The organism is Streptomyces prunicolor (assembly GCF_045162825.1).
Taxonomy (GTDB): Bacteria; Actinomycetota; Actinomycetes; order Streptomycetales; family Streptomycetaceae; genus Streptomyces; species Streptomyces prunicolor.
Genome location: NZ_CP108676.1, coordinates 9,098,510 through 9,114,139 on the forward strand (window position 1 = coordinate 9,098,510; position 15,630 = coordinate 9,114,139).

Here is a 15,630-nt window from a genome sequence, read left to right on the forward strand (position 1 = left end):
CGTTCACCTCACTTGTACATCGTCTGGTTCATGGTTCCGGGGGCGTACGCGTCCGGGTCGACCCAGACGTTGATCAGCGAGGGCTTGCCCGACTCCCGGGCGCGTTGCAGCGCAGGGCCGATGTCGGCGGGGTCGCGGACCTCCTCGCCGTAACCACCCAGCATCTGGGCGAACTTGTCGTAGTGGACATCGCCGAGGGTGTTGCCGACCCGCTCGCGTTCCAGCCCGTACTTGGCGGCCTGGCCGTAACGGATCTGGTTCATCGAGGAGTTGTTGCCGACGATGCCGACGAACGGGAGGTCGTAGCGGACGAGGGTCTCGAAGTCCCAGCCGGTGAGCGAGAACGCGCCGTCGCCGAACAGCGCGACGACCTCCTTGTCGGGCCGTGCCTGCTTCGCCGCGAGGACGAACGGGACGCCGACGCCGAGGGTGCCCAGCGGGCCCGGATCCATCCAGTGGCCGGGCGACTTGGGCTGCACGACCTGTCCGGAGAAGGTGACGATGTCACCGCCGTCGCCGATGTAGATGGAGTCCTCGGTGAGGAAGTCGTTGATCTCGCTGACCAGGCGGTACGGGTGGATCGGTGAGGCGTCCGACTTCAGGCTCGGCAACCGCTTCTCGATCGCGGCCTGTTCGGCGGCCCGCAGCTCGTCGAGCCACTCCTTGCGCCTCGACGCACCGCCGTTGATGCGTCCCGAGGCGGCCTCGGTGACCGACTTCAGCACGAGCCCCGCGTCGCCGACGATGCCGAGATCGATGTCGCGGTTCTTGCCGACGGTGCGGTAGTCGAGGTCGACCTGCACGACGGTCGCGTCCGGGGAGAGCCGCTTTCCGTAGCCCATGCGGAAGTCGAAGGGCGTGCCGACGATGACGATGACGTCGGCGTTGGAGAAGGCGTACCGGCGCGAGAGCTGGAAGTGGTGCGGGTCGCCGGGCGGGAGGGTGCCGCGCCCCGCGCCGTTCATGTACGCGGGGATGTTGAGGGTGCGGACGAGGTCAATGGCCGCCTCGGTGCCGCGAGTTGTCCACACCTGGCTGCCCAACAGGATCGCCGGCTTCTCGGCGTGGACCAGCAGGTCTGCGAGCTTCTCGATCGCCTCGGGGTCGCCGGCCGACCGGGTCGAGGCGCGATAGGCGCCGGGCTGCGGCACCCGCGCCTTGCCCACCGGAACCTTCGCGTCGAGGACATCGCGCGGGATCTCCAGGAAGGAGGGGCCAGGTGCGCCGTGGTAGCACTCGCGGAACGCCATCGACACCATGTCGGCGGCGCGCGCCGTGTCCGGCACGGTCGCCGCGAACTTGGTGATCGGCGTCATCATGTCGACGTGCGGCAGGTCCTGGAGGGACCCCATCTTGTGCTGGGTCAGGGCCCCTTGACCGCCGATCAGCAGCATCGGGGACTCGGCGCGGAACGCGTTGGCGACACCGGTCACGGCGTCGGTCGTACCGGGACCGGCGGTGACCACCGCGCATCCCGGCCTGCCGGTGATCCGCGCGTAGCCGTCCGCCGCGTGGGCTGCCACCTGTTCGTGGCGTACGTCGACGACTTCTATGCCCTCGTCGACGCAGCCGTCGTAGATGTCGATGATGTGGCCGCCGCACAGGGTGTAGATGCGGTCGACCCCCTCGGCTTTCAGGGCTTTGGCGACGAGATGACCACCGGAAATCACGTCCTGGGTGTCGTCGGGCATGGCGAAGTCCTGTCCCTTCGTAGGGGGTTGGAGCGCTCTCGCGGTACATTGCATACAGTCGACGAATACTGTATGAAACTTGTTATCCCGCATCCGGTGGGTGGTGTCCAGGGGGCGTGCGGCACTTTTCGGGGGACGGGGTCGCTCCCCGGACAGACACAGCAGCGAGGAGCTCGGATGGATCTGTACGAGCACCAGGCAAGGGAACTCTTCGAGGAACACGGCATCTTGGTGCCCCGGGCCGAGGTCACCGCCTCGTCCAAGGAGGCGCGGGAGATCGCCCGCAGGCTGGGTGGGCGAGTGGTGGTGAAAGCCCAGGTGAAGACCGGTGGACGGGGTAAGGCGGGCGGGGTCAAACTCGCCGCCGACCCGGCCGCCGCCGAACTCACGGCCCGGCAGATCCTGGGCATGGACATCAAGGGCCACACGGTCGGCAAGGTGATGCTGGCTCAACCGGTCGACATCGAGAGCGAGTTCTACGTCTCCTACGTCCTCGACCGCGCGGCGGGCCGTTTCCTCGCGATCGCGTCCGTCGAGGGCGGTACGGAGATCGAGGAGGTCGCCGCCCGTCGACCGGATGCGGTCGCCCGTATACACATCGACCCGGCCGAGGGCGTCACCTCGGCCAAGGCGGGAGAGATCGCCGAGGCGGCCGGTCTGCCGCCGCAGACCGTCGACGTCCTCGTGCGGTTGTGGGAGGTGCTGGTCCGTGAGGACGCCGTTCTCGTCGAGGTGAACCCGCTCGTGCGGACGAAACAGGGGCAGATTCTCGCCCTCGACGGCAAGGTGACCCTCGACGACAACGCCCGTTTCCGGCAGGCGCGTTGGGGTGCCGAGGGCGCGGCGCACGATGATCCGCTGGAAGCGGCGGCCGCCGCGAAGGGGCTCAACTACGTCAAGCTCGACGGCGAGGTCGGCATCATCGGCAACGGAGCGGGCCTGGTCATGTCGACGCTCGACGTGGTCGCCGGCTGTGGTGCCCGCCCCGCCAACTTCCTCGACATCGGCGGCGGGGCATCGGCCCAGATCATGGCTGACGGGCTGTCCGTCATCCTCTCCGACCCGGCCGTGAAGTCGGTGTTCGTCAACGTCTTCGGCGGGATCACCGCATGCGACGCGGTGGCCGACGGCATCGTACGGGCCCTGGAATCCGTGCAGTTGACCAAGCCGCTGGTCGTCCGCCTCGACGGCAACAACGCGGCCCGGGGCTGGGCGATCCTCGACGGCCACGCGCATCCGCTGGTCCAGCAGGCCACCACCATGGACGGCGCCGCCCGCCGCGCCGCCGACCTCGCCAACGCACGCTAAGGAGCCGGGACATGGCGATCTACCTCACCAAGGAGAGCAAGGTCCTCGTCCAGGGCATGACCGGCGGCGAGGGCATGAAGCACACCCGCCGGATGCTCGCCGCCGGCACGAACATCGTCGGCGGCGTCAACCCCCGCAAGGCGGGCCGTACCGTCGACTTCGACGACCGGGCCGTGCCGGTCTTCGGGTCGGTCGCCGACGGTATGCGGTCGACGGGAGCCGATGTCAGCGTCGTGTTCGTGCCGCCCGCCTTCGCGAAGGCGGCCGTGATCGAGGCCGCCGACGCGGGCATCGGCCTCGCCGTCGTCATCACCGAGGGCATCCCGGTCCACGACTCGGTCGCCTTCACCGCCTACGCGCGCTCGAATGGCACCCGGATCATCGGCCCCAACTGCCCCGGCCTGATCACCCCCGGCCAGGCGAACGCCGGCATCATTCCCGCCGACATCACCAAGCCGGGCCGTATTGGCCTGGTCTCCAAGTCGGGCACGCTCACCTATCAACTCATGTACGAACTACGGGACATCGGCTTCTCCACCTGCGTCGGCATCGGCGGAGACCCCGTCGTCGGTACGAGTCACATCGACTGCCTCGCCGCGTTCCAGGACGACCCCGACACCGAACTGATCGTCCTCATCGGGGAGATCGGCGGCGACGCCGAGGAACGCGCCGCCGCGTACATCCGCGACCACGTCACCAAAACCGTCGTCGGTTACATCGCCGGCTTCACCGCACCCGAGGGCAAGACGATGGGCCACGCGGGCGCCATCGTGTCGGGCTCCTCCGGTACGGCGGCAGCGAAGAAGGAGGCGCTGGAGGCCGTGGGAGTGAAGGTCGGAAGTACGCCGACGGAGACGGCCCGGCTGGTGTTGGACCGGTTGAATCTCCGGTGAGCGGCGCCGGCCCTCCCGTAAGCGGTACGTGACGTCACTCATAGTTGAGGTGGCGTGACTGATGTGCTCCTTCGAGCGCAACTAGCCTCATCTGTACGACAGTTCGTACGTTGGACCGTTCCTGCCTCACCCCGCCCCGACTGTGCACCGAGAGCGGAGCAGAAGCATGGCATCAACCCTCACGCCTGGTTCCACCCCGACACCCACCCCCACGCCCACCCTTCACCCCCCGGTCCTCAAGGCGGGCACGTCCTGGAGTGACGCCTGGCGGCGTTGCCTCGCCGTCGCGCCCGAGGCGTTCCAGGACGACCGCGTCCTCAACCTCTGGAACTCCGCCTGGCAGCGGGACGGCCGGGCGCTGCCCGCCACCAGCCCCGTCGACGGCAGCCCCATCGCGGGCCCGCCCCGCCTGGACCGGTCCACCGCCCACCAGGCCGTACGCGCCTCCCTCGACCAGCACCGCGCCTGGCGCCACGTCCCGCTCGACGAACGGCGTGCCCGAGTCGCCGCGACGCTGGACGCCCTGACCGAGCACCGCGAACTCCTCGCGCTGCTGCTGGTCTGGGAGATCGGCAAGCCCTGGCGGCTCGCGCAGGCAGATGTGGACCGGTCCATCGACGGCGTTCGTTGGTATGTCGACGGCATCGAGCCGATGCTCGCCGGCCGCACCCCGCTGGACGGCCCGGTGTCCAACATCGCGAGCTGGAACTACCCGATGAGCGTGCTCGTCCACGCCATGCTCGTGCAGGCACTGGCAGGCAATGCGGTCATCGCCAAGACCCCGACCGACGGCGGCGTCGCCTGCCTCACCCTGGCCGCAGCGCTCGCCGCGCGCGAGGGAATCCCCGTCACCCTCGTCAGCGGCAGCGGGGGCGAGCTGTCGGAGGCACTGGTCCGCGCGCCCGAGATCGGCTGCGTCTCCTTCGTCGGCGGGCGCGACACCGGAGCCGCGGTGGCCACCGCCGTAGCCGACCTCGGCAAACGGCACATCCTGGAACAGGAGGGACTCAACACCTGGGGCATTTGGAACCACACGGACTGGGCCACGCTCACCGCGGTCATCCCCAAGCTCTTCGACTACGGCAAGCAGCGTTGCACGGCGTATCCGCGCTTCGTCGTCCAGCGCGAGCTGTTCGACGAGTTCCTCGCCGCCTACCTCCCGGCGGTCCGAACTCTCCGCGTCGGCCACCCTCTTGCGGTTCAGCACCCTCAAGACCCGTATCCGGAACTGGACTTCGGACCCGTGATCAACGCGGCCAAGGCCAAGGAACTCCACGACCAGGTGGCCGAGGCGATCGACCGCGGCGCCGTACCGCTGCACCGCGGCCAGCTGTCCGAGGCCAACTTCCTTCCCGGGCAGGACACTTCGGCGTACGTCCGCCCCGTCACACTCCTCAACCCGCCCCCGTCGTCCCCGCTGCACCACGCGGAGCCGTTCGGCCCGGTCGACACCATCGTCCTGGTCGACACGGAGGCGGAACTGCTGGCCGCGATGAACGCGTCCAACGGCGCGCTCGTCGCCACCCTGTCCACAGACGACCGGGCGACCTACGACCGACTGGCCCCGCAGATCCGCGCGTTCAAGGTCGGCCACGGCACACCACGCTCGCGCGGCGACCGCGACGAACTGTTCGGCGGGTTCGGCGCGTCCTGGCGCGGCGCCTTCGTCGGCGGCGAACTCCTCATCCGCGCGGTGACACACGGGCCGGTGGGGGAGCGGTTGCCGGGCAACTTCCCGGAGTACCAGCTCATGCCCTGACCGGCGGGCGCGGGGTCACGCCCTGACCGGCAGGTTCGGCCTGCGCGCTGACCATCGGTACTGGCTCACGCCGTGATCGGCGGCCGGGCGGCACTCGCGTTCACCGAGTGCCGCCCGACGATGATCTCGTGGGCCAGCCAGCGGGCCACGCCCTGCGGATAGGGGCGCGGCAGACCGAGCACGATGTGGTTCATCCCGGCGTCGACGAGACGGCCGACCGTCTCCCTCGTGGTGGCCGGATCGTCGTACGACACCAGGACCTGGACCGAGCGCGTGATCGTGCCCGGGTCGCGGCCCAGTTCGGCGCAGTGCGCGTCCAGGACGCGGGCGCGTTCGGCGACGTAGCCGACGGTGTTGTGCGGCGGTCCTGGAACGTTCCAAACGTCGGCGTGCTCGGCGACCAGTCGCAGCAACCGGGTGCCCCAGCCGCCGATGAGCAGCGGGGGACCGGGCCGCTGCACAGGCTTGGGCTCGCACCGATTGCCCCGGAGACGGTAGTAGCGGCCGTCGAAGTCGAAGACGTCCCGGGTCCACATCCCCTTCAGGATCGTGACGGTCTCCGCGAGTCGGGCGAGGCCCTCGCCGGGTGGGACGAGCGAGAGGCCGTACGCCTCGTACTCCGCGATCGCCGGATTGACGCCCTCGATGCCTCCGGCCCCCGGCGGCTGATGCGTGCCGCCGACTCCCAGCCCGAGGGTGAGACGGCCGCCCGAGATCACATCGACCGTGGACGCCATCTTGCCGAGCACGGCTGGTGGGCGGACGCGGTTGCTGGTGACGAGGAGTCCGAGCCGGAGCCGTTCCGTCTGCGCGGCGAGCGCGCTGAGCAGGGTCCAGCCCTCGTGCACCTGCCCGTCCTCCGGCCCGGCGACCGGGAGCAGGTGGTCCCACAGCCAGGCGTCCGCGATCTCCGGCACGGTGTCGGCCTCCAGCCAGACCCGCCGGATGTCCTCGTACGACACATGCATGGGGGTGGTCTTGATCCCGAACCGCACAGCGGGTGCTTCTGCCTTGTTCGTCATAGCTGTCATGGCCGTCAGGGTAGCGAATCATCAGTCATGCTGACGATCAGAATGGGGATCCAGTCGGGATACAGTCGGCGAATGGCCAACGATCAGTACCCCACCCCCCTGGAGTCCCGGCTCGGTTACCTCCTCAAGCACGCCCAGGCCAGACTGGCCAGCGCGTCGGCCGAGGCGCTGGCGCCGCACGGTGTGGACGGCCATGAGCTGGCCCTACTGGTGGTGCTCTCGGCGGGGGAGCCGTTGTCGCAGGTCGAGGCCGCCGGGCGGCTCGGGGTCGACCGCACCACGATGGTGTCGCTGATCGACGGCCTGGAGGACCACGGTCTGGTGGAGCGGCGCCGCAGTCCGCAGGACCGCCGCAAGAACATCGTCGAACTGACACCGGAGGGCCAGGACTGCCTGCGCCGGGCGGAGAAGGCCCGCCGTGCGGCGGAGCGCCGTTTCCTCGCCCCGCTGGACGAGGAGGCGGCGGCGTCACTCGTGCGGGCGCTGCGGACGCTGGTGCTCACGGAGCGGGAGTGAGTGGGAGTGAATGAGTGAATGAGTGGGGAGGGTGGCGGGGTGCGGAATCCGGGCCTGGGTCCGTAGCTGATCACTCACCCGTGGTGGCGGGTTCGCGCAGGTGGGGGGCCATCTGCGGTCGGCTCCGGCAGGGGTGGATATGCAGGTGAAAGGTGCTCCGAAAGCTTGGTATTGTTGTCCATGTCGCCGCGGGGAACACCCCCGGTCAGGCGGCAGACACCTAGTCCGGGTGGCGGAATGGCAGACGCGCTAGCTTGAGGTGCTAGTGCCCTTTAACGGGCGTGGGGGTTCAAGTCCCCCCTCGGACACCAGCAGTCGGAGCAGCAGTAACAGTAACCCCAGTTGATCTGGGGTTTTTCTGTTTTCCGGGTTGTGCGTGCAGTCGACGGCCGGGGTGCGGCGCGTCGGGGTTCAACTGGCTTGGCGGGGGCGGGAGTCCGCGGTGTGGGGTTGGGGTGCGCCGAGGTGTTCCAGGAGGAGGCCCTCCCGGGTGGACCAGGGGCAGATCTCGACGGTTTTGGCCCCGCAGGCTTTCATGAGGGCTTGAGCGATCAGGGCGCCGGCCAGGGACTGTTCGGCACGGTGGTGGGAGATGCCCGGCAGTTTGCCGCGGCGGGACGGCTTCGAACCGGCCAACAGGTCGATCGAGACGCGCAGTTGGGGCAGGGCCAACTTCCGCCTGGCACGTGGCGCCTTGCCCCGGGCCGCGGCGAGGCGGGCGAGCTGTTCGAAGGTTTTGGAGCAGGCCAACACCCGTCCGCCCGGTTCGACCCGCGGCAGGTCGGGGACGGCTTCCAGGTACTGGTGCAGGTACTTCTGGAGCTCGGCCAGGCGGCGTGCGGACGGTACGGTGCCGCCGGGCAGCCAGTCCCGGGTGATCCTGCGCGCACCCAGCGGCAGTGAGAGGACGGAGTCGGGCTGGTCTCCGGTGCCGACGGCGATCTCCACGGTCCCGCCGCCGATGTCCAGGACCAGCAGGGGGCCGGCCGTCGGGCCCGCCCACTCACGGGCGGCCACGTAGGCAAGCCGCGCCTCCTCCTCGCCGGTCAGCACGCGCAGACGGGTACCCGTGGCGCGGGCCACACTCGCGATGATCGCGTCCCGGTTGGGGGCGTCCCGTATGACGGAGGTGGCGAACGCGAAGACTTCCGGTCCGCGCGTACGCGGGTTCGCGGCGACGGCCTCGGCCACCGCCCGCTCGACGCTTCGTACGCCGGCCTTCTCCAGCCGCCCCTTGTGATCGAGGGTCTCGTGCAGCCGCAGCCGCACCTTGCGGGAGAACACCGGCTCCAGCGCCGCCCCCGGACGCCGCCGTACCACTGTCAGCAGAGCACTGTGACACCCGACGTCGAGCACACCTGCCTGCCGCACTCCATCGCCTCCCCTGGTCCCGCGCTCGTCAGGACCGGCTGCTTCTCCCCGCCTCCGACCGTACGGGCGACGGTGTGACGGGGATTCCGGCCCAAGTGCATGATCCTACCTTCACCGTTCGCACACTCCCCGTTCCGTTCCGTCCGAGCGGAGGGACACTTCCGGCCAAATGCACGACCGCACAGGGGGAAAACCGGCGCCGTGACCTGCAGGGCTCGGCTGTGGTGTCAGGGGCGATCGCGGGGGAACCCGTTCTGTACCAGCGTTCAGGAGACCGGACATGAAAACGATCCACGCGGCCGACATCCGTGAGTGGCGCAACCGCAACGTCGTCGACTCCGAGGGACACAAGATCGGCGTCCTCGAAGCGGTCTACGTGGACACCGCCACCGACGAGTCGGCCATGGCCACGGTCCGCATCGGACTGCCCACGCGTCAACGGTTGGCCTTCGTCCCCCTCGGCGACGCGATCCTCGGACCCGACTACGTCAAGGTCAGCTACGCGAAGGCGCAGGTGAAGAAGGCGCCTTCGATCGGCACGGACGACATCCTGCCGGCCGAGGGGGAGGAAGCGATCTTCCAGCACTACGGCATGGAGTACCGGCCCGGGGCAGGCGGGGAGAGGCAGCTCGCGCGCCGCTGACCTGCTGTTGTTCCGGCTGGCGTCTGAAGTCTCGCGTCCGAAGTCTCGCGTCCGAAGTCTGGCGTCCGAAGTCTGGCGTCCGAAGTCTGAAGGTGGTGTTCTGCGGTGGTTCTCTTTCTGTTGCTCGTCCTGATCGCCCTCGTGCTGGGAATCGTCGGGGTGGCCGCGAACGGCTTGAGCTACCTGCTGGTGATCGGCGTCGCAGTTCTTGTGGCGGCTCTGGCCCTCGTCGCCGTGCGCTGGTCCCGGCGCTCCGGCAGTCGGCCTGTTCGGTAGCGGCGAGGTGTTGTAACGGGTGGACCGGACAAGGCTGTTGGCGCGTTGTCCGGTCCGGTCCGGTCCGTTGTCGTGTCGCTGGTTCTCCGTGCTCGCGCCGGTGTGCTCAGGTGAGGGTGAAGTCGTCGGCGGTGACGCTGGACTGGCCGTACCAGCCGTGGACGAAGACGCTGACCGTTCCGCTGCTGCCGGTGGTGAAGGTGACCTTGAGCTGGTTCCAGGTCGTGCTGTTCGACCAGGTGCTCGCGGAGGCTCCGCCGGTGACTCCGATATAGGCGTACGGTCCCTGCACCCAGGCGCTGAGCGTGTAGCTCGTGTTGGGGGACAGGGTGACGCTCTGGTCGCATTCGCCGGTTGCGCTGGAACTCGGGGTGACCTGGAGGCTGTGGCTGCCGCTGTGGACCGGGGTGGAGACCACCGCGCTGCCGCTCGCGCAGGTCCAGGGGCTGAGGCTGCCGGTCTCGAAGCCGGCGTTGGTCAGGGAGCCCCCGCCGCCCCCTCCGCCGCCGGTGGTGGTGACCGTGAGTGTGTAGGTCGCGCTGTGACTGCCGCTCGCGGCGGTGCCGGTGACGGTGATCGGGTAGGTGCCCGCGGCCACGGATGAGCCGACCGTTGCTGTGAGCATCGAACTGCCGCCGGAGGTGACGGAGTTGGGGCTGAACGAGACGCTGACGCCGGATGGTGCGCCGGAGGCGGCGAGGCCGACGGACTCGGCGCTGCCGGAGGTGACGGCCGTAGCGACGGTCGTTGTCGCCGAACTGCCCTGGGTCACCGAGGTGGAGCCCGGTGACAGGGACAGGGAGAAGTCGGTGGTGGTGCCTCCGCCGCCGCCCGAGCTGCCCTCGTAGGGCACGAACGCGTCGGTGAACGCGAGGCTGTTCTGGCTGATCTCACTGCATGTGGGCAGCGAGTTGGCGGTGCCGCTGCATGCCTGGTCGCGGGTGATCGCCCAGAACGCGAGGCGCCCGACGCTGTTCTGCGCGGCGAAGCTCTCCACCGTCTGGGCATCGGCGAGGGTGAAGGTGGAACCGTCGTCGTTCTTGCCGATCATCGGGGTGATGCCGAGGTTGGCGTAGGTGTAACCGGAGTCGACCGACTGCATCTGCGCCAGCGTGGCCTTCGCCGCGGAGATCGCGCCCTGGCCCATCTCGGTGCCGGTGCCGGCGTAGTAGTCCATGGCCATGATGTTGACCACGTCGATCTTGATGCCCGCGTTCTTGGCGGCCTTGAGGATGTTGACGCCGTCGCCGGTCAGCCCGCTCGTCAGCACCGGCAGGGTCATGGAGAACTGGAGGTTCGGGTTGGCCGCCTTCAGGTCCTTCATCGCCTGCATCTGGCGGGCCGCCGCCGCGGTGTCCGCGATGGCGGCGCCCTCGATGTCGAAGTCGAGCTGGGTGACGCCGTAGTCGTTGATGATGGCCTGGTATCCGGCGTCGATGCTGCTCTGGGTGGAGCACGTCCACGCCAGCGGCTCGCCGCTCGCTCCGCCGGAGGAGATGATGACCGACGCGCCTTCGGACTTGGCCTTGGCGATCAAGGGGTCGGTGTAGGAGTCGTTGCCGATGGGGAGCGTGTCGCCCCAGATCTGGTTGCAGCCGACGCCGAGTACGAAGGCCGCGGTGTAGGCCTTGAGCTTGTGTCCGGTGATGGCGGTGTCGAGCAGTCCTTCCTGACTGTTCGACATGTCGACGTAGGGAGCCACGGAGTAGACGCTGCTTCCCGCGGCACTGCTCGCGGGGGCCAGGGCGACGGTGACGCTGGTGACCGAGAGCGCGAGGGCGGCGACGGACGCCGCGAATCTTGCCAGGCGCATGACAGTTCCCCTTTCGGGGGTGCCCATCGGGGGCGGGGAGGGGTGGAGTAGTGGAGTGGTGGGGGTGGGGAGTGGTGAGGCGAGGGCGGGGCGCGCTGGATATTGGTACATACCAAACAGCTCGTGGGGTTCTTCGTCAAGAGGACTAGACCAACTCGATTCGTTCGGGGTGGGTCGCGTCAACTCCGGGTGGGGGGAGGGGAGTAGGGGGTGTGCGTCCCTGGTTGGCTGCCGCGTGAGGGCGTGAGGGCGTGAGGGCGTGAGGGCGTGAGGGCGTGAGGGCGTGAGGGCGTGAGGGTGCGCCTGCTTGCCCTGGCCGGGCGACCGGCGCCGGGACTTCGCCGGTCCGTGTCGGTCGAGGCGCCGGGTGGGGGAGGTGAGTAGGGGCATGCGCCTGTCTGCTTGGCTGTCGCCAGCCGGATGAGCGGGACCTGTCGACCCATCGACCCATCGACCCATCGACCTGCCGGACCCGCCAGGCCGCGAGATCGCGCGCCAGTCTCGTCCCCAGCCGCGAAACTTGGGCCGGCCGTTGCCCTACGTCCGTGTGCGTCCGCGGCGCTTGAACCCCGGGCCGCTGCTGCCGTACGTCCCCATCTACTCGGGGCACTTGAACTCCGGTACCCGGTGTCATACGCGCTCGCGCACCCACGGCGCTCACTCCAATCCCACCCACCCCTCAACTCCACCCCAAACTCCTGCCAACCTCGTTGACACACCATCAGCACGCGCGTTCACTCGACACTCGTGCATGGCAACGTTGTCAGGCCGTGGGAGCGACCAGGAACCGTTGCCTGTCGCCGGCGTGCCGGTGTTCTCCGGTGTGCCGTCACCTGATCTGCGAAGCACGAACCGCTGCGGAGGCGACCGATGGTGAGACCCCGACGTTCAGCCGTGCCACGTGACCGCAACAGATTCCGTCAACGCCTCGCCGTGGCCTGCGTGTTGGGCCTGACCGCCCTTCCGCTCACGGCGATCGGCAGCGCCGACATGGCCCATGCCGCGAGCGCCGCGACGCCCGCCCTCGTGACGGACCCCGCGTCCCTCGTCAACCCCCTCATCGGCACCTCCGGGGCGGTGGACACCTTCCCGGGCCCCGACATGCCGGCCGGGATGGTGCAGTGGGGTCCCGACACGACACCGAACCGTCCTGACGGCGGTGGCTACGAGTACAACGACACCAAGCTCGCCGGCTTCAGCCTCACCCATGTCTCGGGACCCGGCTGTCCCGTCGCGGGCGATCTGCCGATCCTGCCGGTGACCGGCTCGCTGTCGGGTGACCTCGGGAGTACGTCCGTCGGCTTCGGCCATGCCGACGAGCAGGCCGGTATCGGGCGTTACAAGGTCACCGACGCGAACGGGGTCAAGGCCGAGCTGACCGACACCACCCGTGCCGGGCTTGGCGCCTTCACCTTCCCCACGGGTCAACAGGCCAACCTGCTCTTCAAGTTGAGCGGCGGCGCCACGCAGGTGGACGGGACCCGCGTCCAGGTGGTGAACGACAAGGAGATCAGCGGCGCGATCGACAGCGGTCACTTCTGCGGCGCGAGCAACAGGTACACGCTGCACTTCGATGTGAAGTTCGACCAGCCGTTCACCGCGAGCGGTACGTGGGTCGGTAGCACCATCAACCCCGACACGCGGTCGCTGAAGGCCGGCAAGGTCCAACTCGCCCCGCACACAACCGGGTCGGCGCCGCTGAAGGAGAAGCACTTCACCGTCCCGGCGAAGCCCGCCCCCACGATCCACGGGACCGGTCCAAAAGCCAAAGCCAAAGCCAAAGCCAAAGCCAAAGCCAAAGCCAAAGCCAAAGCCAAAGCCAAAGCCAAAGCAACAGCCACAGCCACAGCCACAGCGAAAGCCGCCCAGCCCCCCACGACCGGCGCCAACGGCATGTACCTCACCTTCGACACCACCGCGAACCCCACGGTGAGCGCGAAGGTCGGCATCTCGTACACGAGTGACGCGGGCGCCGCGAACAACCTCAGCACCGAGATCAAGAACTGGAACCTCGGAACGGTCGAGAAGGCCAACCACGACGCCTGGAACACCGTACTGAACAAGATCCAGGTGGGCGGCGGATCCATCGACCAGCAGACGCAGTTCTACACCGCGCTCTCCCACGCGCTGCTGCACCCGAATGTCTTCTCCGACGACAACGGCCAGTACATGGGCATGGACAACCAGGTCCACACACTGGCCAAGGGGCAACAGGCCCAGTACGCCAACTACTCCGGCTGGGACACCTACCGCTCCCAGACCCAGCTGATGGCGATGGTCGAACCCAAGGTCACCGCCGACGTCGTCACCTCGATGCTCAACGGGTATGACCAGACAGGCCTGTTGCCCAAGTGGGCCTCGAACAACGGCGAGAGCTACGTCATGGTCGGCGACCCGGCCGCCGGCATCATCGCCGACGCGTACGCCTTCGGCGCGACCGGCTTCGACACCGACAAGGCCCTCGCGGCCCTGCAGCACGAGGCCACCGTCCCCAACAACGATCGCCCCGGCGAGTCGGTCCGGGACGCGAAGGGCTACCTCCCGCTCGACGAGAACGACTACAACTGCTGCAACTTCTACGGCCCCGTCTCCACCCAACTCGAGTACGACTCCGCCGACTACGCCCTCGCCTCCTTCGCGAAGTCGCTGGGTAAGACGTCCGTCTACGAGAAGTTCGCCACCCGCGCCCAGGACTGGATGAACGTCTTCAACCCGCAGACCGGCTACATGCAGGCCAAGAACAAGGACGGCCAGTTCGCGGGCGGTTTCACCCCCGGCACCTCGAACGGCTTCGTGGAGGGCACCTCCGCGCAGTACACGCCGATGGTCCCGTTCAACCTGAAACAGCTCATCCAGGCCCGCGGCGGAAACCAGGCGTACTCGTCCTACCTGGACAGCCTGCTCGACGACATCACCGCACCCGGCAACACCGACGCCGACCTGAGCAACGAGCCCAGCGTCGAGATCCCCTGGGAGTACGACTACACGGGCCAGCCCTGGAAGACCCAGGCGGCCGTTCGTGAGGCGCAGCAGAAGCTGTACTTCAACGCTCCGGTCGGCTCGTTCGGCAACGACGACCTCGGCGCCATGAGCTCCTGGTACGTCTGGTCCGAGCTCGGCATGTACCCGGAGACCCCGGGCACGGACACGCTGGCGCTCGGCAGCCCGGCGTTCCCGGCGGCCAAGGTGACCTTCGGCAGCGGAAAGACGGTGCGGATCAACGCACCGCAGGCCGCGCCCGACGCGCCGTACGTGCAGTCGCTCGACGTCAACGGCAAGGCGTGGAACACCTCGTGGCTGACGTATCAGCAGTTGCAGAGTGCGGGCACCGCCGACTTCACACTCGCCACGCAGGCCAACACGGCCTGGGCGTCCGGACCTTCGGCCGCGCCGCCGTCGGACACCACGGGCGGCGGCCGGGTGCTGGCCGCGACCGGTCCCGCCAACGGCCTTGTACTCGCGCCGGGTTCGGCCGGTGACGGCACGCTCGACCTGACCAATCTCGGCAGCACGGCCGTCACGGTCGACTGGAAGGCGACGGCTCCCTCAGGAGTCACCCTGGACACGGCGTCCGGCTCGCTGACGGTGCCCGCAGCGGGCAGCGCCGAGGCGAAGGTTCACGTCACGGCGGGCACGGACGAGGGGCTGTTCCCGGTCACGTTCGCGCTCACAGATCACAACTCCGGTGCGGCGCTGGCCGGTGCGACCCTCCGGGTGGCCGTGGCCAAGGCCGGTGCGCTGTGGCCGTACAACACCAACGAGGGCATCTATCCCGACGGCGCCACCTTCTCGGGCGGCTTCGACGGCGGTGGTTGGGCCTTCTCGCAGAACGCGTTGGCGGCTGCGGGCGTCACGAGCGGCTCGCCGCTCACGGTCGACGGCATCAACTACACTTGGCCGACGGTGACTTCGGGTCAGTTGGACAACCTGGAGATGGCCGGCCAGACCATCTCGATGCCGGCCGGTACATCGGGTGCGTCGCTGGGTCTGCTCGGCACGGCGACCAACGCGCCGACCGACGGCAGCGGCGTCTCGGGCGCGGTGACCGTCACCTACACCGACGGCACCACTTCACAGGGGACGGTCGCCTTCCCGGACTGGACCCTCAACGGCGGTTCCAGTACGCCGATTCCGGGTGACACGACCGCCGCGACAACGGCCTACCGGAACACCGGGAGCGGGGGCCGGGACAGCGTGAAGACCTACGTCTTCGCCACGAAGGTCCCGTTGGACCCGTCCAAGCAGGTCGCGTCGATCACCCTGCCGGTGACGGGCTCGACGGGCACGGATCACTTGTTCTCGTACGGCTTCGGCCAGTAGCCAGTAGCC

Annotated in this window: 11 protein-coding genes and 1 tRNA gene; 8 read left to right on the forward strand and 4 right to left on the reverse strand. The window is 68.7% G+C overall.

What is annotated here, in order from left to right:
• Window positions 1-8: 8 nt before the first annotated feature.
• Entirely contained in the window at window positions 9-1,691 is a 1,683-nt protein-coding gene (locus OG588_RS41335) for a thiamine pyrophosphate-binding protein (protein ID WP_405951715.1), read from the reverse strand.
• Between the two features lie 177 nt (window positions 1,692-1,868).
• On the opposite strand from OG588_RS41335, the gene sucC reads away from it, so the two are divergent.
• The 3 genes from sucC to OG588_RS41350 all read left to right on the forward strand — a co-directional run bounded on the left by sucC (window position 1,869) and on the right by OG588_RS41350 (window position 5,651).
• The gene (gene sucC, locus OG588_RS41340) at window positions 1,869-2,999 is read left to right on the forward strand and encodes an ADP-forming succinate--CoA ligase subunit beta (RefSeq protein WP_405951716.1); all 1,131 of its coding nucleotides are present in this window, start codon (window positions 1,869-1,871) and stop codon (window positions 2,997-2,999) included.
• Between the two features lie 11 nt (window positions 3,000-3,010).
• Window positions 3,011-3,892, forward strand: a complete 882-nt coding sequence (gene sucD, locus OG588_RS41345; RefSeq protein ID WP_405951717.1) for a succinate--CoA ligase subunit alpha — start codon at window positions 3,011-3,013, stop codon at window positions 3,890-3,892.
• Between the two features lie 166 nt (window positions 3,893-4,058).
• A complete protein-coding gene (locus OG588_RS41350; RefSeq protein WP_405951718.1) occupies window positions 4,059-5,651 on the forward strand; it encodes an aldehyde dehydrogenase family protein in 1,593 nt (530 codons plus the stop codon).
• Window positions 5,652-5,716: 65 nt separating this feature from the next.
• On the opposite strand, the gene OG588_RS41355 is transcribed toward OG588_RS41350, so the two are convergent.
• Window positions 5,717-6,673 (reverse strand): LLM class flavin-dependent oxidoreductase, encoded by a 957-nt coding sequence (locus OG588_RS41355; RefSeq protein WP_405953340.1) that lies wholly within the window; start codon window positions 6,671-6,673, stop codon window positions 5,717-5,719.
• An 81-nt stretch (window positions 6,674-6,754) separates the two neighbouring features.
• Here OG588_RS41355 and OG588_RS41360 point away from each other — a divergent pair, with 81 nt between their 5' ends.
• Window positions 6,755-7,198, forward strand: coding sequence for a MarR family winged helix-turn-helix transcriptional regulator (locus OG588_RS41360; protein WP_405951719.1), 444 nt, complete (start codon window positions 6,755-6,757; stop codon window positions 7,196-7,198).
• A gap of 223 nt (window positions 7,199-7,421) precedes the next feature.
• A tRNA-Leu gene (locus OG588_RS41365) sits at window positions 7,422-7,509 on the forward strand.
• A gap of 100 nt (window positions 7,510-7,609) precedes the next feature.
• Here the strand turns inward: OG588_RS41365 and OG588_RS41370 are convergent.
• Window positions 7,610-8,569 carry a Ppx/GppA phosphatase family protein gene (locus OG588_RS41370; protein ID WP_405951720.1) on the reverse strand — a complete coding sequence of 320 codons (960 nt, stop codon included), beginning with the start codon at window positions 8,567-8,569 and terminating at the stop codon, window positions 7,610-7,612.
• A gap of 280 nt (window positions 8,570-8,849) precedes the next feature.
• On the opposite strand from OG588_RS41370, the gene OG588_RS41375 reads away from it, so the two are divergent.
• Both OG588_RS41375 and OG588_RS41380 read left to right on the forward strand, forming a co-directional pair.
• Window positions 8,850-9,212, forward strand: coding sequence for a PRC-barrel domain-containing protein (locus OG588_RS41375; protein WP_405951721.1), 363 nt, complete (start codon window positions 8,850-8,852; stop codon window positions 9,210-9,212).
• Between the two features lie 105 nt (window positions 9,213-9,317).
• Window positions 9,318-9,488: a hypothetical protein gene (locus OG588_RS41380; RefSeq protein ID WP_019064996.1), complete on the forward strand. Its 171-nt coding sequence runs from the start codon at window positions 9,318-9,320 to the stop codon at window positions 9,486-9,488.
• Window positions 9,489-9,594: 106 nt separating this feature from the next.
• On the opposite strand, the gene OG588_RS41385 is transcribed toward OG588_RS41380, so the two are convergent.
• Window positions 9,595-11,301: a carbohydrate binding domain-containing protein gene (locus tag OG588_RS41385; protein WP_405951722.1), complete on the reverse strand. Its 1,707-nt coding sequence runs from the start codon at window positions 11,299-11,301 to the stop codon at window positions 9,595-9,597.
• Window positions 11,302-12,195: 894 nt separating this feature from the next.
• On the opposite strand from OG588_RS41385, the gene OG588_RS41390 reads away from it, so the two are divergent.
• Complete coding sequence (locus tag OG588_RS41390) at window positions 12,196-15,621, forward strand: GH92 family glycosyl hydrolase (RefSeq protein WP_405951723.1); 3,426 nt, start codon at window positions 12,196-12,198, stop codon at window positions 15,619-15,621.
• Window positions 15,622-15,630 lie beyond the last annotated feature (9 nt).